The sequence below is a fragment of the Chitinivibrionales bacterium genome (assembly GCA_014728215.1).
Classification (GTDB): Bacteria; Fibrobacterota; Chitinivibrionia; order Chitinivibrionales; family WJKA01; genus WJKA01.
Genome location: WJLZ01000135.1, coordinates 1 through 23,258 on the forward strand (window position 1 = coordinate 1; position 23,258 = coordinate 23,258).

Consider the following 23,258-nt stretch of genomic DNA (forward strand, 5'->3'; position numbering starts at 1 on the left):
CAAGATTGGCGTCATCGGCGTTTAACAATCAAAATAATTGTATAACGTAAACTTCGATTCAATTACGATAAAAAATCGGACCATATTCACTGCAATGTCGGTTATTTCCAATATTTCAATTTATTTTGGACAGTACTGAAATTATATATAGCAGTAGATGATCCTGGCAAGAAAGATTTATAATGATTTAATTAAATGTCGCCAAAAGAGTAAATCCTACTCTTAATATTTTGCATGTTCTTCCCTTCGCAGAATCTATATTAGGACAAAAGGAACAAAAACATCTCTGAACCTCGATGGGCTTATTTTATGACAATCAATAGTAAGCGACCAAATCATTCAGACACACACCAAAATGGGAAAGCAAAAAACGAGCGGCTGAGGCAGGTTTCTGAAAAGAAAAAGGAACCATCAAAACCGAGTCTTCATTCCTATCTGGATAAACAGAGCGAAAAGAAAAACCGGTCGATTAAAAATGTTCTCGATGTCGGTGAGTGCAGGAGTTGCGGGAGGAAATTCAATAAATTGATGAGGCTTTGCCCCTACTGCGGCACATTCAATCCCATGGAAGCGACTTATAAGGAACCGTTCTGCCCGGCCTGTGCGGTTAAGCTCGAAAATAAAATTTACCGGGACACCGATCTTCTCGTTTGCCCACTCTGTGCCGGTATGTGGATCGACACCTTCGAATTTCAGGTACTAACCTCCGAGCGGGAAGTCTTTTCCGACTCAAATATCCCCTTTTCCTTTGACAAAAAGCCTTTCGATCCTACACCCCAATCCTATGTCAAATGTGTCCGGTGCAGACGGCTTATGGTCCAGAGTAATTTCAAGAATGTTTCGGGGATTCTCCTTTCCCAGTGCCGGGATCATGGCGTGTGGCTCAATGCAGGAGCACTTACTCAAATCCGAACATTCATTGCCAACGGCGGTCTTCACAAAGCCCACGAAACCGAAATCCGAAAAAATGCCTCCGAAATCGCCTATATCGCCCAGAAAACCCAAAATCTCGAATTCATGCAGAAAATGCTCCACAAATGGTCGCCGAAATTTCTGTTTTTTAACAAATGATGGGGAGGAAGGGAAGAAGATTAAGTGTGATTTGAGACAAAAGACCTGCCCGAGGTGCTATCGGGAGAGTGACAACCATGTGAGAGGCGCCTCTACCCTCTGCCCCCTATCGTCAATTTTTGAGTTCCCGTCATCTTCCACTAATCCGCTCAAGGAATTCTTCTCTTTCTCGGAGTGTTTTTTTAATTTTGTGGATGAGGGCTGTGTCATTTTCATGGGTGGGTTGTTTTTTCAGATTTTTAATTAAAGTATTGTACTTGCTGCTGTCTAAACTTTCGGCAATTTCAACGGCCCGGGATAATTCTTCGGGAACAGAGGGGTACAGTTTTTTGAGGAGGTGGTGAAGGGCCGATGAGTCGGTGGATGGTGAGGGGATATCACGTTCCTGTCTGTCGGTCTCCCTTGCCGGCTGCTTTGTTTCGGTTGCCCCCGGAATAATCGAGGCAATATAAGTGAGTGCAACATATGTCGATGCAAAAAAAATGCCGACAATTACAAACAACCGAAACATACTAATGATAATCCTGTCCGGTATCGATTATGATATTCTCTCACGTTTTTGAAACCGTCACCCTTCGAAGACTGCTCCGCAAGACATCTTCCCACGGTTCTACGATCCTTCCGATATGTTCTACCGGCCATGCGGGCGCCTGCCCGAAAAAGATACAGAAATAATTACCGTGATTGGTATAGGCCAGACCACCGGGAGGAATATTCGACACCGGATTCTCTTCTCCGAGATCCGCGCCGATAGAGCCATACAGCTCCTTGCCCCACCCAACCAGATCGACTGTGCAGGGAAGATGTTCGACAAATCTGTTTGCCGTAACCGTATCAAAAAGCTCTGCCGAGAGTTTTACATGAAGAAAATCTAAAAGTATTGACATGCTCACCTGGTGTTATTCCTTATGTAAAATCGCAATTACTCGTCTTCCTCTGCCTCGGCAGAGGGAACATCCGTCGAACCATGGTACCTTATCCCGTCGTAAGAAGATTATTTCTGTTTGTCCTTTTTGTGATATCCCAGCGACTCGCCGATCATACTGAACCACCTGCCGACCCGGACCCAGCTCGACCGGCGTTCCGACTTTGAACGACGTTCGCTAAAAGTCCGGCGTTCTTTATCCTCTGTTTCGAAATACTCCAGATCATGGGCCTTCCGGCGATCTTCATCATCCCGCCGATCCTGCCTTTCCCGTATGTCATCCGGCATGAGATGCTCCTTGTTGAATATTCGGGGTGGTGGAGTAATAAAATGATGGGAGGATATTTTGCCTTTTATGCCACGACTCCATCACTCTACCACCCCATTTCCTTTTCCATACTTCGAATATATAAAGGGTCTGATCAGAATGCAATGATAAAAGCACGTTTGCTTACGATTTTATTTCCAGTTTCCTGAGGCGAATGTTTTGCGGGGTGACCTCAACGAGTTCATCATCGTTAATGTAGTTGATATAATCCTCGAGCATCATTTCCACAGGAGGAGTAAGAAGGACATTGTCATCCGAGCCCGCGGCGCGCATGTTGGTGAGTCGTTTCCCCTTTGCAGGATTGACAACCAGATCACCTTCCCGGCAATGCTGACCGATAATCTGCCCGCGGTACACTTTGACTCCCGGGCCGACAAACATCTTGCCCCGCTCCTGGAGATTGCAGAGAGCATACGCGACAGTCGTACACGATTCCTTAACCACCAGCACACCATTTTTCCGGTTCTTTATCTCACCGGCAAAGGTATCATAATCATGAAACATATAGTTCATCACTCCCATACCCTTGGTATCGGTCATGAATTCGGACTTATACCCGAGCAATCCGCGGGTGGGGATAATATACTCGAGACGGGCCATGCCGTTTTCCTGATGCATATGGACCATCTTTCCTTTCCGCACCCCCAGTTTCTCGATCACCCCACCCATGTACTTTTCATCGATATCCACGGTCATTTTTTCATAGGGTTCGAGCTGTTTTCCTCCCTCTTTTTTGAAAATGACCTGGGGACGGGAGACCTGAAATTCATATCCTTCCCGGCGCATCCGTTCGATAAGGATCGACAGATGCAACTCCCCCCGTCCCGATACCTTATAGCCGGTTGCCTCCTGAAGCGGTTCGATCTGAAGAGCGACATCACCCAGCACCTCCCGCTCCAGGCGTTCCTGCAGGTGACGGGAGGTGACAAAGGTCCCTTCCTTCCCGGCAAAGGGAGACGAATTGGGGATAAAATTCATCGAAATAGTCGGCGGATCGATCTCCGTGGGCGGCAGGGGGATCGGGTTTTCCGGATCCGTATAGGTAACGCCCACGGTCACTTCGTTCATACCGGCAACGGCCACGATCTCACCCACTCCCGCAGAATCGACCGGAACTTTCCCATCACTCTCAAACCGATAGACTTTGGTTATGCGGGCAGGTTTGATGGAACCGTCACGGAGCGCAACGGCAATTTCTTTACTGGTATTCAGCGTGCCGGAGGTAATTTTTCCGATACCAAGCCGCCCGAGATAAGGAGAATACTCGATCGAGGAGACAAGCATCTGGAGGGGACCTTCGGGATCACCCGTGGGTGCGGGAATATGGGAAAGGATACACTCGAGGAGGGGCTGCATATCGGTGCCGGGCGTCTCGCTCTCCGCCGACGCATGTCCTTCCTTGGCAGATGCGTAGACAATAGGGAAATCGAGGATATGCTCGGGGGCGTCAAGGTTGACAAAGAGATCGAACACCTGATCGACCACCCAATGACTTCGGGCAGCAGGCTTGTCGATCTTGTTGATCACCACAATAATGGGAAGGCTCAAGGCGAGTGCTTTACGAAGCACAAAATAGGTCTGCGGCATGGGACCTTCCTGAGCATCAACCAGCAGCAGGGCCCCGTCGGCCATCTTGAGCACCCGTTCAACCTGACCGCCGAAATCGGCATGCCCCGGTGTATCGATAATATTTATCAGATGATCTTTATAGTTAAAGGCGCCGTTTTTCGACGCTATCGTGATTCCCCGTTCCCGCTCAAGGTCCATCGAATCCATCAACCGCTCCGCCACCACCTGATTGGAGCGAAACATGCCGCTCTGGCGAAAGAGTTGATCAACAAGGGTCGTCTTTCCATGATCCACATGGGCGATTATTGCAACATTTCTAATCCGACTGATATCCATTTGTGTCCGCTTTTCTGTTATCCGTGAGTATTCTGTATAAAAAAGTCCGTTAAAATTACTTTATCTTATAATATAACGCAAAAAAAGCATGTTTATTATGCCCTCGATGCTCAAATTTTGCCCGGAACCGGTTGCTGCGATATTTCCTCAATGATATAATATGTAGAGTAATTTCAAGTTTTTGGGGAGCATAACCGTGTTTTGTAACCGTCGAAAATATAAACGTCATAAAATCAAATGTGATATTAAAGTCCGCATGATGGGCAAGGTAGTGGAAGGCGCGGATTGCATGAATATCAGTCTCGGCGGGATGTGTATCCGGATACCCCATCTCCCGGAGGAAGGTCCTACCGGCCGGGTGTGGATTACCCGGAAATATAAGAAGGATCGGATAGAATTTGAGAGCGATTTCCGGAAAATCTGGAGCCGTCCTGCAGATATCAGCAGCGATGAGACCATGATCGGGATCATTTTCGGCGAGATGCCCCCCGTTCAGCGGGATAATTTATGGAAAATCCTTCAGCAAGAAGAGCGGGGTGGGTAGACACGAATTCGAATTCGAATTTAGGGACGGAGAAAAATATTACATTTTAGAACAGATTCGAATTTGGGGACGGAGGCAAAAATTACATTATAAGCAAAGCCATAGGAATATCGCCGAAAAATGGTCCATTTTTAACCTGGAATTATGAAATTTTCTCGGAAAGAGTGAAAGAAGTATTTGCCGAAATATGCCCTAAATCGGGAGTTTTTCATTCAGCGTCTCTGAAATAATCCTTCCCTTTTGAGAAGATGCGTACACTGCTGAGGGAGAAATATGCAAAAAATCAGCAATATTTCTGGCCGAAAACGCTAATTCCCTATATCCCAGAAAACAAAACAAGTGGCGGGCATCAGCAAAAACTGAATTTCTGCTGGGATAAAGAATACGGTCTGCCGGAACTGCAAGCTTCACGGCTATGTGCATTAATAATTGATCCAGGTCCCAGCCATCCTGATGATATCGTGCAATACGCAATCGCTTATCTTTATCGGCTCTCAGGACCTTTGAGACAAAATCTCTGTCCCCAATAACCCAGCAGCCGACGTCATGATTTTTTAAAATACCATTGTTGCTTTTTCGGATTTCCCTGATAATTTCCGGCTCATCCTTTGCAGCAATGCCTTCCTCGATAAAGGCGGTATATGCTTTGCGGGCAGCATTGATATCTTTACCGAATCTTTTGAGAACAGGTTTGGTATCTTGAAACGACGCTTCGTTATTTCCAAGCAATACCGAATGCCCTGTCCATCGGTAAACATCGAGTTGCCTGATTGTTTTGCATATGCCGGAACGAATTGGATTAAGATGTATATATCTGATGATTTCCTCGACATATTTCTGGTCCTGAGTTACGATAGATTTAAATCGATCCTGGAAAAGATAACCACGACGGCCATATTTCTTGTTATAATACTGCGCGTAATTTGCATTCAGAGGTCGCATGAGCTTATCTAAGAGGATTTCACTTGACCTCAGAAGAAAATGATAATGATTATTCATCAGGGCCCAGGCATAGCATCGATAATCGGCATTTTTTAACCCTGCCGCAAAGTATTTCAGAATGATAATTCGATCGTAATCATCTTTAAATATAGGCATACCATCGATGCCGCGTGCCATAACATGGAAAAATTCTCCGGGCGCATTGAGCCGAGGTTTACGAGACATAGCCAACACCTTTCTTTTTGGAAGAATATAATAATTGTCTCCAACCTCTCGAAATCAAAAAAAATGACGGCGCCTTTCGACACCGCCTCGGGCAAAAGCTCTCAATCACATGCGTTTATTTTTTAATCGTACCCTCCTTTGCTTTTTTAGTTAATTTATCCTTCCAGTTAATCTCGACCTTTTTCCCGGCGCTGCTTTTACCAAGGCTTCTCCTCTTGGCAAGGCTGCCCGGATCCCAGGTCATATAATAAATATCGTTGTATGCATCGGCGTAAATCAGATCCTGCTCTTCGGTTTCGAGAAAGGACAGCACGATCGCATCCATGTCAAGAACCACATCTTCAACTACCTCTACCCCATGATTGCATGATGTATAAGTATGAGTTCCTTCGGGAAGCAGACTGATCGACCAGTATTCCTCGATCGGATAATCATACCCGGCTTCAACCGTCCCGAGATCCATCTCCACGGCAAGCTCATAATAAGAGGATGTACTGAGAACGACAAGCAGTTTCGTGGAAATCGCCCAGTAGTCATAGTACTGCTCTTCATGCGTAAAGAGAAATGCATAATCGTCCCGGTAATCGCCATTGAAATCAGCCTTTACATAACAGGGCAAGTTATAGGAATAACGCGGATAATCCTGATAGTAGAGAAAATTACCGTAGCGAGTCTGACGGGGTGAGAAATACCCCTGGACATGGGGAGCGAGTATCTCCAGGATGGGATCCGGCAGCGAAAGATAGGTATCCACATAAAGAGGAGTATCATCGATAATGATAGTGGTTGTCCCATCCCTTTCGTCTTCGGGCACATAGACCGGGTTCTCATAAACTGCACATCCTCCGAACAAAAACGCCGAAATCAGCGAGATAAGTAAGCGGTATTTCATGAAGTCCTCCTTGGTGATTTGAAATCTTTCCATTTGCCCTTAAAACAAATCAAAAAGCTTGCCAAACATGTAAGTTATTGTTTTAAAAGGAAATACCGGTCATAAGCGGGAAACGGAAGGATGAGAATACTGGGGTGATACGACTCAATATACACAGATTTTGCGCAAGACATCACTGTAAGTCATTTAATTACAAAGGATTATGCATCCCTGCAAAAATCGGGATACTTTTCCCACCGGAGTTTGTTTACTATAATGAATATCGAAGAAGGAAGGAGCTTGAGAAAGGGGACTAAAATCGAATATTTGCCTCCGTCCCTAAATTCGAATCAAATTCAAACCCAATTCACAACCCCTCTATAAACAAACATCCCACCAAAAAACAGAAGAGCCACTCCGCATACAACAAAGAGTACCTTCTGAAAAACATTGCCGAAAAATTTTCCGCCCCGGTATGAGAGGGCCGAAAGGAAATAGAACCAGACAAAATCGCAGAGCCAGTGGACCAGGGCAAACACCGCAAATCCGGTAATACCGAAATCCCGCACCTGATCGATCAGCGCCATACCCACGGTGGCCCACCAGACTAAAAAATAGGGATTACCGATACTCAGGAGCATGCCCTCCCCTACCGGCGACGATACTCTTTCTTTTGGGGCGATCTCGACACTCTTAACAGAGCGGAACAGGTCGACGGCGATGACAAAAAGAAATATCCCCCCCACAAGAAAGGTCGCGGCTTTGATCCAGGAAATGCTGAAAACATGCCCGAACCCTGCAAGAAGGAGTATCATCAGGGGGATTTCAACAATCCCGTGCCCCAGGGAGATCAATGCCCCGGCATGCGGCGACCTGTTCCCCCGCCCGATAACCATGGCAGTCATCGGCCCGGGGGCCATTACCCCCGACATCGAAATAATTACAGTCTGGAAAAGAAAGAGAATAAAAGCCGGCATGAGAGAAACGGAGAATTGGAGCAGTGACGTACTGAATCTATGGAGTAATGGGTAAGAAATGAAAATATTTTTCGTTGCCCACTATTCCATCCCCCCAACTCTTCCCCCCTATTCGTGAACCGTGTAATGGGCCTGAACTTCCCGCGAGCGATCGCGCCGGGGCTGCTTCTGTTGAGCAGCCTTGCGCTGCGACATCTGCTTCATCATACGGAACATAAGCGGCCGCAGAAGACTGTTTGGGCGAAGCATCTCTCTGATAAACTCTCCGGTGGCAAATAAAAACAGAACCGGCATGCCAAACAGTAATTTCAGCGGGGAGCCCCGTAAAATCCCTTTCCGACTCATGTTAAACAAAAAACTTCGCATGATATGTATTCCTTTGATTGTGATGAACTGGAGTAATGGAGCAATGGAGTGATGGAGTAATGGGCATCCTCTCCTCCTTCCTGCATGTACCAATTACGGCTCTATACCTGGTGTATTAAATATAATATGTTGTTGAGGCGAAGGTTGAGGCAGAGGGAGAAGAAGTAGAGATAGGTGACAAAAGACCTAGTCCCGAGGCGCTATCGGGAGAGCGACAACGATGTGAGAGAGGGAAAAAATTGCAGGAGGAGCATTTGCTGAGTCCATTCGCCCTTTGTTGTGTGGACGGTACTTCAGTGCCGGACGTCTCCATTCGCTCCCTGGTGTGTGGACGGTACGCTTCGCCTTTCGGCCTTCAACTTCGAGCTTTCATGTCATCATCAGGGGAAGGCTGTACTACCGGCATTGTCTTGTTAAAGGAGAGATAAAAGTAATTCCCCTCTTTATCGGCATCGGCCCAGATCTTGCCGTAGTGAGCATCTACCACCATTTTACAGAAGAAGAGTCCAAGGCCTTTGGAATATTGCGACCGGGTGCCGTCAAGGCGGGCGTATTTTTCAAAGAGTGTCGCCCGCTGCTCCGAGGGAATCGGCGTTCCTGTGTTGTAAAAACAGATCAATGCTTTCTCTCCCTCATCTTTAACGGAAACCGAAACCTTCCCGCCTCTGGGAACATATTTCGCCGCATTGGAGAAGATATTCTGAATGACCCGCTCGAACAGATAGGGATCGACTTCAAAGGTAACGCGCTGTGAAGGCGGGATAAAATGTATGGTAATGTTCTTCTCTTCAAAGAGAACATTGTGTCTGAATTTTTCAACGAGGCCCGCAAGATGTTCATGGCCGATATTCTGAATATTGAGCACAAGCTTGCCGTCCTCCATCTTCCCCACATCCAGGAGGTTCGACGACAAGCTGACAATGTCAATGCATGATTCCTCTACCAGCGAGATGGAACGCTGCAAGCGGTGGTCGCCCCGCAACCGCCGTCCAAACAGGCGAATATGACCGTCAATACCGGCAACATAATTCTTGATATCATGCACCACCGTGCCGGTCAGTAACCCTTTCATGCGTTCCGATTCCACCAGTTTTAAATTGGATTCCTCGAGCTGTTTGTGCTTGTCCAGAACATTGCTTGTCTGCTCTTTCACCCGCTGCTCCAACGACCGGTTCAGCTTTTTGTAATCCTCCATTAGATACGCGTTTTCAACAAGGATACTCGCCTGTGCCGCGAGCATCTCGCTGATCCGCTTTACCTGCTCAGTAAAGAGCGAACTGACATTGTTGTTGCCGAGGTATACCGAACCAAGGTACCGCTCCCCCCGCATGAGCGGAATGCACAGCACCGAACGGATTTTCACCGTGTCATGCCCCAACAGCTCCCGCTCCCGCACGCCATCCTTGAGCAGAATACCCTCACGGGTCTCTTTTACCTTATCAACAATTTTTGGCGACCAGTCAACCTGCTTGCTGCTTAAAATCTGTCCCTCGTAATTCATGAACAGACACTTCTTTTCATGATGCTCATCGCCTTCAATAAATAAACAACCATACTGCGCGGCCGAAACATTGATCATGGCCCGCAGCACCTGGACGAATAATTCATTGATATCATCAGAATAGCTTATCGATGAACTGAGGTTGCATAATTCTTCGATCCTGAGCTGGTTGATATCCATTGAAACCGATGAAACGTTAGTAGTGTTTGAACTCTTTTCAATGACTTTTGTCTCCGGTTCAGGAGCATACTGCCTGATTACCCAGGGATCAACCTTGTCTTTAATCCGGTCCATTTCCAGTTTTGCGCCGCACCAGGAGAATAGTTTATAGGCTTCGTTGTACTGGTCGCGGGCTTCACCGGGGCGGTTGCAGGTGTCTTCGAGGAAAATTGCATAATCGCGGAGGGAGCGGGCTTCTTCATAACGCATATCCATTACATGATGCTTTTCAATGCTCTTCATAAAAAAATGCTTTGCTTTATTTATTTTATTTTGCGATAATGCTCGCAGAGCTTTTATTTTTAAATACGCGCCTTTATAAGCAGGATAACTCAAGCATGAAAACCGCAGCAAAAACATATTGAACTTCAAATCTCTATTTAAAGCTGAATTTGATATTGACAACCTAGAAATCTTATTGTTTTGTCTAAATAGCTTTTCTTTTAATAATAATTCACATATATTTGTAAAAGCAGTTACATTGTATTCAGCATTAAAGCTTTTTCGAAGAATATAAGGTTCTATGCTTTTAAATCTTGAATATGCTGCATCATACCTTTTTAGTATAATATCAACTTGAATCAGAAACGTTCCCGCATGATTTCGAGAAAGAAAAGACTCGCATCCATCAACCAATGAGTTTACTTCCATTACATCATTGTTATCTACTGTTGTTTTCTTGATTAGATTTATATATGTTTTTGCTGCTTTTGATGCAATTAGCGCATGTTTATCATCGTATTTATTTGAAAATGCGATAGCACTGTCATTAGATTTTGCAGCATCAAAAAATTGCCCGCGCATTATATCAACTCTCCATATATGCTCATGGCTAACACCTTGGCTGCATTTATCTCCAATAGAATTGAAAATATCTATGCTTGTTAGTAAATGTTTTTTGCTTTCTTCCCACAATGCACTATAATATTTTGCTAGCCCTAAAAATGTCTGAGCTAATGCATAGCTGTCCTTTCTATTTATTTTTCTGGCTATTATTTTGGCAGTTTCAAGATATTTAAAAGACCTTTTTTGCATAAACATTTGATAAGCTGGCACTCCATGCAGCGTGTATGTTTCTGCCTTTTGAAAGCAGTCATCTAGTTTATCAGCTAAATTGAGAGCTTTATAATGTATCCAAATACATTCAATCATATCAAAGTAATAAAGCGAAAAAGACAATTTATTATAAATTTGCACTTTTAATATGCTTTCATAATTATGCCTTTTAGGAATTATTTTTTTTATTCCAAGACTGTAAATGCCTTGAATTAAATACTCGTATACTAGCAAAATTTTAATTAATATTGGTTTTTTCGGAATATAATCGCCTAAATTTATTAATATTTCTTTATAATGAGGAATAGATTGCTCAAATAGGCCCTTATGGTGATAGATATTTCCGATTTTAAGCTTAATCTCAATTCTTTGATAATAGTCTAAGTCATTAGAGCTGTTTAATAGCCGCTTAAATACATTTAGCGCTTGTTCATTTCGTCCTGTTAGCATTAAAACATCGCCAAAAGCAACATCTGCCTTTGCCATATCAATTGGAGCTTTTAATCCTAATGCAGGACATTGATTTGCCATAAATTGTGTATTTTTAAAATATCGTATCGCTACATCAAACGCAATTTTCTCGGATGCATATTTTGCTGCTTCATAGCTAAGTTGTGTCGCCTTTATGATATTTTTGCTTTTAAGATAACACTCTGCGGCATTGAATATATATTCGTTGTTGTCCGGAATCATTCGATCGTAAATTTTTCCGAGCTTTTCATATAGCTCAAACTTTTCTTTTTTAGAAATACCATTATTTATTGATTCCTGGATTTTATCATGCCCAAAAATATAGCCGCCGTTTAATTTTCTTGTAATAATCCCCAGATTTTCGAGTCGATGAGCACATGCTTCCAGTGAATCATCCGTAAAACCATTTACTTCTCTGATAACAAACAGCTCGATTTTGCCTTCAATTAAGGAAGCAATTTCCAGAAAGTGCTTTTCTTCAGGGCTGAGCAATTTCAGCTTATCGAGAAGGAGCGATACTGCATCGAATTTGTCCGGAAGGTCGGAAAGCGCTGCTTCGTTGAGCGCCCATCCGCGTTCATCGACATAGAGAATATCGCTATTGACCAGATAGGTCATTGCTTCGGCCAGAACAAAGGGATTGCCTTCGGTCTTGCGCAAAACAATATCTGAGAGCGTTGCCAGATTATTGATATTCCCGAACCGTGACTTGAAAAGCTCAGTGACTTCTCGTTGAGTAAAAGGCTGAATAGGAATCAGTTTGCCGAAGCCATACGAGCGCATATCATTGCCAAAAACATACAGATCATCATTCAAATCGCTTGTTCTGTAGCAGAAAATGTTCATGCAGGGGAATTTTTCAGCAATTACCCGCGCAAAAACATCGAACGTAATACGGTCGATCCACTGAAAATCATCGATAAAAAAGATTATCGGCCGCACAGAACAGAATGTTTTAAGGAGCTGTGTGAGCACATGGATAATGCGGTCTGCCTCTTTTTCCTTTTCAACCTTGTCGATCTCCCGCACTTCATCAAAAATGCTCTCCATTTCAGGAACGAGTCGACAGATAATGCCTGAACTCTCTATGAGCGCTGCTTTAATTTGTTCCTTTGCTTTTAAATATTCGTTTTCCGGAAGCGAATCGAGGCTGGAAAGAAATTCAAGGACCAGGTGCCTGATAACAAAATAGGGCTGCGACGGTGTAAACCTGTTGCATTTTGATGAAAGATAATGGAATTGCTTTTCGTCGATTTCAAACCTGATCTGCCTGACTATTTCAGTTTTGCCTATTCCCGATTTACCGTAAATAAGAAACGATGACTCTTTGCCTTTGGCCAGCCGTTTCAGGCCGGTCTCCAGTATGCCGGTTTCATACTCTCTGGCAACAAAAAGCCTGGTCCGGTTCACCGCTGTTACGGCATCTTTCTGCCCGATAAGAAATATCTCCGGCGGTGTGCCCTTGAGCTCCTGGAGCGCTACCTGGAGATCGTATTTAAAGCCGGTGGCGGTCTGATAACGGTCGTCCGGAGACGGTTTCAGTCCTTTTTTCACCACAGCATTGATCAGCGTCGGGACACTTCGTATCGGATCGACATCTTTTTTTACTGTAGCATCCAGAAGCTCCTTGATACTGTTTTCTTCGACAATAAAAGGGGGCCTTTTGGCCACAAGAAGATACAGAACGATTGCTGCGCAGTAGAGGTCGGTGCGGGTGTCGATCTTGAAATCGGTGAATCCAAGCTGTTCGGGTGCGACATAGGGAAGCGTGCCGGTAATGCGCCCCTCAGGGAGCCGGCGGGCTTCTTCCTCGGTCATGGCAAGTCCGAAATCTAAAAGCTCGATCCCTTTCTGATCGTTGATAAAAATATTATGCGGATTGATATCCCCATGAACAATGCCGCGCATGTGAATATATTCAAGGGCGTCGAGAAGCTGAATGACAATATTGGCCGCCTCGACCGGCGTGCAGGATGGGCCCTCTTCGATAAGCTTGCCAAGGGTTTTGCCTTGTTTAAATGGATAGACTATCGAAAAGGTTTTATCGTCGGCAATAGTAGCATAGGGCTTGGCAATGTGGGGATGCTCGAGTGCAGAGACAATATTTATTTCGCGCTGGAAACGGAGCTTGCGATTGACATACACATGTCCGTTGAATGTGCGCTCCTTGATCGATTTCAACAGAAAAAGCTCATCAGTGTCGCGCTTGCGCACCAGTAAGACGTCATTGTCATTTCCCACAGCGATAGTATTCACTGTGTCAAAAACCGACGATACCTGACCCATTCAATTACCAACCTTGACTAAATATTATATTACCCCTTGCCTGCCATCGAGCCTGCTGCAATTTTTCGATCTTATATTTTACAGATGGTACAAGAACCGTGTCAATGATTTTTTTTCGGTTTTGTCTACTTTTATGAGTATTCTGTTAGTAAAGGGTTGGTATACAACATGTGCTACAAACCTTTTATCGGACCCACAATATATTGTGGGATGCAGCAGGGGGTTTTATAGCCGGTTTCCAAAAAAATTAAACGCAAAAACGGTTGCGTACGTTCGGCCGGCTCACCAGACACAGCATTCTTTCAAAAGAATCCCGGATAATGAAAGATTGATTTATCGTATGAGTGGACAATACCTTATAAATAATCGAGCGAAACTTTCTATTCCAAAACAAAAGTGCATAACATATATTAAAATCAATAAGGAGTAACTATATGCGTACTATTCCACTATCTGAGGCCAGTCATCATCTCGATGAACTTGTTGACGAAGCAATCAAAGGAAAAGAAATCGTCATTGAACGAGACAAATCGAGCAGAGTAAAACTTGTGCCGGTCCATGCACCTGAACACTTTCCGGTTTTTGGCAGCGCCAAAGATAAAATATTTATATCAGAAGATTTTGATAGCCCGATACCGGATTTTAATGTGTATGAAAGATGATGGCAAGCATTGCATCGAAATGAAAAGAAATAATTGAATATGACAAATTGAGCAGGGTGAAGCTAGTGCCGATACATATTCATGAACATCAACCAGCATTCGGCAATGTTAGCTAAAAAATCAGTATATCGGGTGATTTTGCCTTTCCTATTGGAATACCGATCTACCATTTTAGAGTATTTTTCGTTTTAGTAAATAGGCTCTCCAGGTTCCAGATCTCCAAACCATCGCTCAAAAACTGTATTATAAAAGAATTGAATGGCAATATTTCCCTGCCACCAATTTGCATTGAATGCCTTTTGCGGACAAACGGCCAAACAACGGTAACATCTGATACATTCAGTACTTACTACTGGAAAGGGATTTAGGGTTATATTATCCATCGGACATTCTTTTGCGCACAATCCACATTTATTGCACTTTTGAATATTATGCTTCGGTTTAGGCAAAGCAAAACGCAAAAAGCTATCACGGCAAATTAATGCAACTAAATCATAGAATCCATTTTTGCGTTTAAGAGTTGTATGATGGCTTTCAGAAATAAGACCAGATTTATTATTTAAAATATGCCTGTTGATTGCATTCGCAAAGCGCTTCGCCCGTGACAAATCTTCATCATTAGGGCGATTTGGAATTCTACCTAATAAGCATGGAGCCGGATGATACAAAGTTCCACGGCTCAAAAAGCCGCCTATAATTATTGCTCCCCGTTTTCGAATCAGATAACTTAGATCATAGAGAACCCTTCCTGGGGCAGCACCAGAAGTTGCAAAAACGAAGGCTTTCTTCTGGCTTAAGAAGGGAAGCCCATTGATGAACTTTTTGGAAGGTGTAGGTGCTTGACTTGAAAAACAAGGGCATCCTATCCCGAATAAATCCGATGAAACTATATCCTCATGTGATGCGCTCTTTAATGCAATCAGTTTTACATTATGCTTTTGATTACTAAAAGCATCTGCAATTGTTGCTGCTACTTTCTTTGTATTTCCAGTCTGCGAGAAATAAATAATTGAAATTTTCATTTTAAAGCATCAATCTTGCTCAGCACAAGCAATACAAATTTTGCATTTGTTTCGGATATCAATACTTTGTTTTCGGATTACCGGGTATTACGATTTAGAAAATATATATTAATACATATCAAATGATATAAATATCTGCTATTATCCATATTTTATTGATAAATTCTTTTCTTATTAAATATTGAAATCTGCCCAAATAAATACCTCTGGTCCTCATCATTCCGGCAAAAAACCAAGACCTAATTTTTTAGAGCCAATTGGATATCGAATTTTTGGATTGCTGTACGAAGGCAGCATGACACATCTGGAGCAGGCAGTTAATCTGGTAAATTGCAATATCTTAATAGTCCATAATAGAGATCATATGCTTATCTGAATTTGAGCTTTCTCAATATTAAGAAATTAGCATTTTTCTAATCAAAAAGGAATATAAATACTGCATTTTATTACCTGTTATTATAAAATTTATTACATACAGGACATTAAAAAAGCTAATCAGTTCCCTGTTATGTAATTTAAATGTAACCTGATTTGATATCTGTATAATTTATATTTAATACTTTAAATATTATATTACATATTATAATGTAGTGACATTCTCAACCATTAAAAATGCTCATTGGCATAAAAATTGCTGAATTCTTTCCAATTGCACCAAATTTCATTGTTTTTAGTGATTATTAATCGACTCTCTTCCTCAAATCGCAGAAAAGCGGGGTAAATGGCAATGGCCCAAAAAAAAGAACCTATCGCAATCGTTGGTATCGGATGCAGATTTCCAGGCGACGCGGATACACCAGAAAAATTTTGGAAAAATCTGTGCGAAGGAAAAGATTGTATTTCCGAAGTTCCTAAGGATAGATGGGATATTCGGAAATATTATGATCCGGATCCTGATAAGCCGGGGAAAATGTCTACCTTCAAAGCAGCATTTCTTGAGAATATTTTCGAATTTGACCCTCTTTTCTTTGGTATTTCTCCACGCGAAGCAGAATCAATGGATCCGCAGCAAAGACTAATCCTGAAAACGACCTGGGATGCGATTGAAAATGCAGGTTTAAATTATACAAAGGCTGCATTGGATGCAATTGGGGTATTTATTGCAGGATTCCATTTAGATAATTATTTATTACAGCTTAATTCCACCAATAGAAGCTTAATCTCTCAGCATACACCTGTTAATACTATGATGACAATGCTTTCAAGCAAGATTTCTTACCTGCTAAATCTTCAAGGACCATGCATTACAATTGACACTGCCTGCTCCTCTTCACTTTCTGCTTTATATATTGCATGCTCATCTTTATGGGATAAGAAATGCTCTATTGCCATAGTCGGTGGTACTTCCTGTATGCTATCTATTGATAGCATGGTTGCTCTTTCTAAAGGACGTTTCTTATCTGGTCACGGTCATTCAAAAGCGTTCAGCAAAGATGCTGCGGGTTACGGCAGAGGAGAAGGAGCTGCAACAGTAATATTGAAACCGCTAAGCGATGCGATAAATAGCTCAGATAATATATATGCATGCATTAAACATATTGGCATGAACCAGGATGGCCGAACAGCCGGAATTACATTGCCAAATAAAAAGGCGCAAGCAGCTTTAATAAATAATGTATATAAAAGCTCAAAAGTAGATATTGGTGAGGTGAAATATATTGAAGCGCATGGAACAGGTACCGTTGCGGGAGACGCTGCTGAAGCCTGGTCTATAAACAGTGTATTTGAAAAATTTAAATCAAAAGAAAATCCGATTCATGTAGGCTCAGTTAAAACAAACATTGGCCATACAGAAGCCGTATCAGGCATTGCAGGCCTTATTAAAGCGGCGCTCGTTCTTAAGCATCGACAAATTCCACCATCTTTGCATGCGGATAATCTCAATCCCAGTATTCCATTCGATTCGATGTGCCTCAAAATCCCGACAGAACTCACTCCTTTGCCTTGCCCTATCGATAGACCTGCATATGCTGGAGTAAACTCATTCGGCTATGGCGGCACCAATGTTCATGCATTGCTCGAATCTGCGCCAGTAGCCAAGACAAGAGAGGATCTTCCTGTTCAGATAAAAACTTCATCGATAAAGCAGTATATAGTCCCATTCACAGCCCGTCATCCCGAAGCCCTTAAGCAGCTTGCAGGAAAATATGCAACGTTTTTGCGTCAGGAGAATCCATCACCCGAAGATTTCTGTCATACACTAATTTTCCGGAGAAGCCACCATGATTTGCGCTCAATAGTTATTGCAGAATCCACAAGTGATTTAATCGAGAAATTTGAAGCATTTTCTTCCGGACAAGCAACCCCTGCCGTAGTCTCCGGCCATGTAATGGGAGATACACCAAGAATCCTCTTTGTCTATACCGGCATGGGTCCCCAATGGCACGCTATGGGAAGAGAATTATATGATACTCAACCGGTTTACCGGAAGGCTCTTGAAGAATGTGATCTCTATTTCAGACAGTTTTCCGGATGGTCAATCATTGAAGAGCTTCAAAAAGATGCGCAGTCCTCACGAATACACGAGACGGCTGTTACGCAACCTGCGCTTGTCGCTGTTCAGATAGCATTGACAAAGCTCTGGGAATCCCGGGGCATTACCCCCGATGCAGTGATCGGGCATAGCCTTGGTGAAGTTGCTGCTGCCTGGGCATCGGGAGCAATCGACCTGCAGACTGCAATGAAGCTAATATTCCACCGGGGAAGGGCGCTTCAGTGCTTAGCCGGCAAAGGTACTATGCTTGCCGTGGGACTGGCGGAAAAAGAAGCAAAAAAACTGATCCGGCCTTTTGGGAATTCGATATCGATCGCTGCAATCAATGACAATTCATCAGTTACCCTTTCAGGTAATGAATCTTCGCTTAAAGAAATTTCAGATATACTGCAGCAAAAAGAGGTTTTCAACAAATTACTCAAAGTTGAAGTACCGTTCCACAGCCCTTTAACCGAATCGATTCTTGAAGATTTTAAAGCATCGATTGGAGCGATCAATCCTTTAAAAACAGCGATCCCGCTCTTTTCAACTGTTGCCGGCAAAAGAATAAATGGTAAGCAACTCGATGCTGATTACTGGTGCAAAAATATCCGCCAGCCAGTCTGCTTTGCCGACTCATTCACAAAGACTCTTAGCGCTGGATATAACATTTTTATAGAAATAGGCCCCCATCCGGTACTCAGAAACTCAATAGGCTCCAACCTGTCCCACGCAGACAAAAAAGGAGAAATCCTGCCCAGCCTGCTGCGCCAGAAACCGGAGAATCAGCGAATGCTGGAATCACTTGCAGCTCTCTATACTCTTGGCAAAGATATAAACTGGAACGCTGTATCGCCTGCATATGGAGAGTTCATTAAAGTCCCGACTTACCCCTGGCAAACTGAGATATATTGGCAGGAATCCGAAGAATCAAAAGAAGACAGAATCGGCCGGCCTGAGGCCCATCCATTTTTGCAGAAAAACTTGCGCCTGCCCAAGCCGGCATGGGAGTCTGAAGCGAATATTTATTATTTCCCTTACCTTTCAGATCATAAAATAGCCGGGAATATTGTTTTTCCTGCAGCAGGCTATATCGATGCAGCAATGGCAGTTAACAATGAAATCAATAGCAATGCCATTCCTCTCTGTTTGGACTCTCTCTCATTTAAAAAGATGCTTATTCTGACTGATAAAAAAGTTTATAAACTCCACCTTGAATTTGATCAGCAAACAAAGCAGTTTTCGTTTTATAGCAAAATTGTTACTAATAACAACAAAGAAAATTGGACTTTGCATTCACAGGGAAGAATTTTATCAAGCCATAAAAATGAAATTGTCAAAGATATAGATATAGATGTGATTAAAGTACGTTGTCCAGAAACTATATCATCAGATGACATTTACCGTTTATTTCAAAATTGTGGATTAGAATATGGCGATTCATTTAAAGCTATTAGAAACGTTTATAAGAATGGGGATGAAGCGCTGCTTCAAATAAAATTAAAAGCATTGCCATTCGAGGATAATTCCATACTCTTCCCAGGAATTCTTGATGCTGCCTTTCAAGGTTTCATTTGTTTTTCAATAAAAAACAATTTTGAAAACCTTCGGCCGTTAGTGCCGGTTTCTATAAGCAGATTATTGATCAATACATTTTTAAATACAGAAAATGAATACTATGTTTACTTGAAGATTACAAGCCTCACCAGAAATACCATAAAAGGTGATGCAGCAATATACAGCAAACAAGGCAGATTAATCATAGACATGTCTTCAATAGTGCTATCTGCAATTAATGAAACAGTAATCAAAAAAGATTCAGAGAGATTGCTTTACCAGATTGAAAAGAAAGAGATTGAAATCAAAGCTGATGGCCCGAAGGATTCCGATGAATGGCTGATTATGGGGCACTCGAAAAATAACCTGCAATATTTAAGCAATTTATTAAATACAAATCAGATAACATTCAATGAATTGGTGCTTGACAATACCATTAGCAGCGAAAAACTGAAACAGATAATATTGAATCAATTCAAAAACAATGTTTTGTTTCCAAAATATGTTGCTTATATTTCGGAAAATGGCATTTTTTCTGATCATTCTGAAGGATATGATAACGATATCACCGGATTGTGCAATATAATATTATCTATTGCAAACGTACTAAACAGCATCAGCTACAATTTCAAGTTTGTTGTTATTAACCATACCAACAAAGATAAAGTATTTAGCATATCTAATTCTTCTACCATTTCCACACTTTGCAAAGTGATAAATCTTGAAATGGCCAATGTTTTTTGTACACCGTTTGATGGCCACGGAAATAGATACAATATTTTATTAAACTTGCTATTCGACTCATCAGAAATCAATGTGTTTATTGAGCAGAACAGCTTATTTTCAAAAAAATTGAAAACATTTTCGATCCCTCAGAACGATGCTCAAAGTTTTATTTCAACAACCGATAGTAACATCATAATAAACAAACACGACACGAATTTGGTTGAGGATATATCATTTAAAAAAGCGCCACTGAAAAATCCAAAGCAAAATGAAATACAAATTAAAGTCCATTATACAGCTCTTAATTTTAAGGATTTACTGAAGATAATCGGAAAAATGCCTGAAATTGAAACATTGGCTACTTATAATAAAGATACTATTGGAATAGAGTGTTTTGGAGTGGTTGTTAATGCAGGCGATTCAATGGATAAATTTAAAACCGGAGATCATGTAATAGTTGCGATGGATAAATGGTGCATGCAAGCATATATAACAACAAACTCACCATATATTTACAAGGTGCCTCAGAATATTGATATTAACTTTCCACCATTTATCACTACGTTTATTACAGCTTATTACGGTATAGTAAAAAAGGCAAATCTATCAGCAAACGAAAAAATCCTCATTCACAATGGATCAGGTGCAACCGGCTTAGCAGCAATCCAAATAGCAAAATGGTTGGGCGCAGAGATCTATGCAACTGCAGGAAATGAAGAGAAGAGGAAGTTTTTACAATCAACAGGCATTAAATTCGTATTTGATTCCCGGTCTCTCGATTTTGCTGAAAACATCCTGCAGTTAACGGATGACTATGGCGTTGACGTAATCTTCAGCGCTCAGGATGATGAAATCCTTATCTCGAATTTTATCTTATTAAGTGAAAATGGACGATATATTGAGATTGGCAAAAAGGGCATTATTAATAATGATTTTCTTCCCATGCGCCCTTTTGACCGTAATATTTCATTTTTTGCAATTGATATCGACAGGCTTGCTGTCAGTAATGAAAAAGTATGGAACGAATGCGCATTGCAGGTACTTGAATGCTTTGAAAAGGGATATTTCAAACCACATCCTTGTACAATATTCAAAGCCTCAGAAATCAAAGATGCCTTCACCTACATGGCCCAAAGCAAGCACATCGGCAAAATAGTCATAGACATGAAAGACCAGATCGTCCCGGTAGTTCGCCAGCTCAAGGGAGACCTCCTTCGCGAGGACGGCACCTATATTGTCACCGGCGGTCTCAGCGGCTTCGGTCTGGCAACTGCCAAATGGCTTGCAGAAAACGGCGCCGGTCATCTTGTGCTTCTCAGCAGGCGCGGGCTTCAAACCGATGAAGCAAAAACTGGTGTAGAGTATATGGAGAACCTTGGAACCAGAGTTAAAGCACTGGCTGCAGATGTCACCGACAGAAATGGAATCGATGAAGTGATGAATGAGATCAAAGCCGACTTCCCCCCTGTTCGCGGCATTATTCATGCAGCGATGGTGCTTGATGACAAGCTTATCCGGGACATGGATTATGAAAGTCTCGATCGTGTCATGGCTCCAAAAGTCAAAGGCGCGATTAATCTTCATGAAGCAACTCTTAAGGAGCCTTTAGACTTTTTTGTCTGCTATTCCTCTGTTTCTGCGGTAATCGGCAATGCGGGCCAGGCCAACTATGCCGCGGCAAACGGGTTTTTAGATGGTTTTGCGAAGTGGCGACGGGAGCAGGGTTTGCCGTGCACATCGATTAACTGGGGCGCTATCGGCGATACCGGTGTTGTGGCTCGCAACAAAGATGTTGCCGACATGCTCGCTAAAGGGGGAATTCGCCAAATTCCGGTCAAGACAGCACTCGAGGCGCTGGGAAAAATACTTCTCAATGATCTCACCAATATCGGCGTATTCGATATCGACTGGGAACACTGGGCTTCCATGTATCCCAAGGCGGCCAAATCGGAGTTTTTCTCCGAGGTCATGGCCACACAAGCAGGCGAACAGAACAACGTGAAACTCGCCGAGCTTGCCGAGGAACTTGAGGAATTCAAGCAATCGGGCGGTAAACCGATCGAATTCGGCATCCTGCGCCTGAAATCCGAGGTGTCATCAGTACTTAAAATGCCCGAAACCAAAATCAGTGCCGACATTTCTCTCAATAACCTGGGTATCGATTCTCTCATGGGAATGGAACTCTCCTCCCGGCTCAACAAAGAACTGGGAATCGAGCTTACTTCGTTCGAGATTATTAAAGGCATTACGCTGAAACAGCTTGCAGAGAAGGCGGTGGGGCAGATTGAGAAGGTTGCGGTGCAGCGGGGTACGTGATGACCTCTTGTGCTCATGCCCCCAAATTTCCAGAAAACCATTAACCTTCTCGACAACAGGCTGCATAATCTCGTTTCTTTTAGAAACGCTGCTCTCATGGACGAACTTTGAATACTTTGCATAGTCCTTGTTCCACTTGTCGAGATTCTGGGTCAGGACGTTTCTTTTTTCCTTTGCAGCCTTGTCATATCCGGTTTTGATAGACTCAAGTGCTGCATTCAGAGAATCCTGAATCACCTTCAGTTCTGACTCCATCTTTTCCATCTCTGATTCGTATTTCTTTTGTGCCTTGATAGCCTCGGAGAAATTCTCAAGGATTTTGCCGGATTCGACGTAGTACCATGTACCGGTTAAAGTTTCGGATATAGTCTATGCAATTTAACCCTTGCCTCAGTTGTAGTAAAGTGCCAGTTTACTTTTGATTCACGATTATTGCGACGCAATTCCCAATCACGCACTTCATTACGCATCGTTTCGATTTCCGGAATTCTTCGGTTAAGGCACTGGCCTTTCAAAACGCTGAGTTCAATTTCCGCAATATTCAGCCAACTGCCATGTTTTGGTGTGTAATGGATTTCCAGGCGTTCAGCCTGTCAACACCGGAAAAATATTTCCCAAAAACGCCGGGATATTATTTCCCATTTTCGGCAAAAAAACATCATTTCGCCGGGGGAACCAACCCCAGTTTGATTCTGTTTTTCAAGCGGTATGACTCTCCTTTCAAGATGATGACTTGTGCATGATGTAAAAGCCGGTCAAGTGTGGCCGTAGCGATAGCGTTTTCTCCCATTAACTCACCCCACTGACCGAACGCC

General features: G+C 42.8%; 16 protein-coding genes and 1 pseudogene. 4 read left to right on the plus strand and 13 right to left on the minus strand.

What is annotated here, in order from left to right:
• Positions 1-309 precede the first annotated feature (309 nt).
• On the plus strand, positions 310-1,071 hold the full coding sequence (locus GF401_11480; protein MBD3345672.1) for a hypothetical protein: 762 nt from the start codon (positions 310-312) through the stop codon (positions 1,069-1,071).
• A 130-nt stretch (positions 1,072-1,201) separates the two neighbouring features.
• Here GF401_11480 and GF401_11485 read toward each other — a convergent pair whose 3' ends face one another.
• From GF401_11485 to typA, 4 genes are all read right to left on the minus strand, one after another.
• The gene (locus GF401_11485) at positions 1,202-1,582 is read right to left on the minus strand and encodes a hypothetical protein (GenBank protein ID MBD3345673.1); all 381 of its coding nucleotides are present in this window, start codon (positions 1,580-1,582) and stop codon (positions 1,202-1,204) included.
• A 40-nt stretch (positions 1,583-1,622) separates the two neighbouring features.
• On the minus strand, positions 1,623-1,964 hold the full coding sequence (locus GF401_11490) for a hypothetical protein (protein ID MBD3345674.1): 342 nt from the start codon (positions 1,962-1,964) through the stop codon (positions 1,623-1,625).
• 101 nt (positions 1,965-2,065) lie between these two features.
• Positions 2,066-2,284: a hypothetical protein gene (locus GF401_11495; GenBank protein ID MBD3345675.1), complete on the minus strand. Its 219-nt coding sequence runs from the start codon at positions 2,282-2,284 to the stop codon at positions 2,066-2,068.
• A gap of 163 nt (positions 2,285-2,447) precedes the next feature.
• On the minus strand, positions 2,448-4,223 hold the full coding sequence (gene typA, locus GF401_11500; GenBank protein MBD3345676.1) for a translational GTPase TypA: 1,776 nt from the start codon (positions 4,221-4,223) through the stop codon (positions 2,448-2,450).
• A 187-nt stretch (positions 4,224-4,410) separates the two neighbouring features.
• On the opposite strand from typA, the gene GF401_11505 reads away from it, so the two are divergent.
• A complete protein-coding gene (locus tag GF401_11505) occupies positions 4,411-4,773 on the plus strand; it encodes a hypothetical protein (protein MBD3345677.1) in 363 nt (120 codons plus the stop codon).
• Between the two features lie 192 nt (positions 4,774-4,965).
• Here the strand turns inward: GF401_11505 and GF401_11510 are convergent, their stop codons facing one another.
• The 5 genes from GF401_11510 to GF401_11530 form a co-directional block, all read right to left on the minus strand.
• Positions 4,966-5,940, minus strand: coding sequence for a hypothetical protein (locus tag GF401_11510; protein MBD3345678.1), 975 nt, complete (start codon positions 5,938-5,940; stop codon positions 4,966-4,968).
• 115 nt (positions 5,941-6,055) lie between these two features.
• Positions 6,056-6,832 (minus strand): hypothetical protein, encoded by a 777-nt coding sequence (locus tag GF401_11515; protein MBD3345679.1) that lies wholly within the window; start codon positions 6,830-6,832, stop codon positions 6,056-6,058.
• 335 nt (positions 6,833-7,167) lie between these two features.
• Positions 7,168-7,788 (minus strand): hypothetical protein, encoded by a 621-nt coding sequence (locus GF401_11520; GenBank protein MBD3345680.1) that lies wholly within the window; start codon positions 7,786-7,788, stop codon positions 7,168-7,170.
• A 108-nt stretch (positions 7,789-7,896) separates the two neighbouring features.
• Positions 7,897-8,154 carry a hypothetical protein gene (locus GF401_11525; protein MBD3345681.1) on the minus strand — a complete coding sequence of 86 codons (258 nt, stop codon included), beginning with the start codon at positions 8,152-8,154 and terminating at the stop codon, positions 7,897-7,899.
• A gap of 355 nt (positions 8,155-8,509) precedes the next feature.
• Positions 8,510-13,687 carry an AAA family ATPase gene (locus GF401_11530; GenBank protein ID MBD3345682.1) on the minus strand — a complete coding sequence of 1,726 codons (5,178 nt, stop codon included), beginning with the start codon at positions 13,685-13,687 and terminating at the stop codon, positions 8,510-8,512.
• Positions 13,688-14,121: 434 nt separating this feature from the next.
• Here GF401_11530 and GF401_11535 point away from each other — a divergent pair, with 434 nt between their 5' ends.
• Positions 14,122-14,349 carry a type II toxin-antitoxin system prevent-host-death family antitoxin gene (locus GF401_11535; GenBank protein MBD3345683.1) on the plus strand — a complete coding sequence of 76 codons (228 nt, stop codon included), beginning with the start codon at positions 14,122-14,124 and terminating at the stop codon, positions 14,347-14,349.
• 188 nt (positions 14,350-14,537) lie between these two features.
• On the opposite strand, the gene GF401_11540 is transcribed toward GF401_11535, so the two are convergent.
• Positions 14,538-15,371, minus strand: coding sequence for a hypothetical protein (locus GF401_11540; protein MBD3345684.1), 834 nt, complete (start codon positions 15,369-15,371; stop codon positions 14,538-14,540).
• A gap of 721 nt (positions 15,372-16,092) precedes the next feature.
• On the opposite strand from GF401_11540, the gene GF401_11545 reads away from it, so the two are divergent.
• On the plus strand, positions 16,093-22,443 hold the full coding sequence (locus GF401_11545; GenBank protein MBD3345685.1) for an SDR family NAD(P)-dependent oxidoreductase: 6,351 nt from the start codon (positions 16,093-16,095) through the stop codon (positions 22,441-22,443).
• Between the two features lie 15 nt (positions 22,444-22,458).
• Here GF401_11545 and GF401_11550 read toward each other — a convergent pair.
• The 3 genes and pseudogenes from GF401_11550 to GF401_11560 form a co-directional block, all read right to left on the minus strand.
• Positions 22,459-22,809 (minus strand): annotated as a pseudogene (locus GF401_11550) (hypothetical protein).
• On the minus strand, positions 22,794-23,024 hold the full coding sequence (locus tag GF401_11555; protein MBD3345686.1) for a hypothetical protein: 231 nt from the start codon (positions 23,022-23,024) through the stop codon (positions 22,794-22,796). Before GF401_11555 ends, GF401_11550 begins: the two are co-directional and overlap by 16 nt.
• Before the next feature lie 77 nt (positions 23,025-23,101).
• Positions 23,102-23,258: AAA family ATPase (locus GF401_11560; protein MBD3345687.1), on the minus strand; the 157-nt coding region annotated here is incomplete at its 5' end.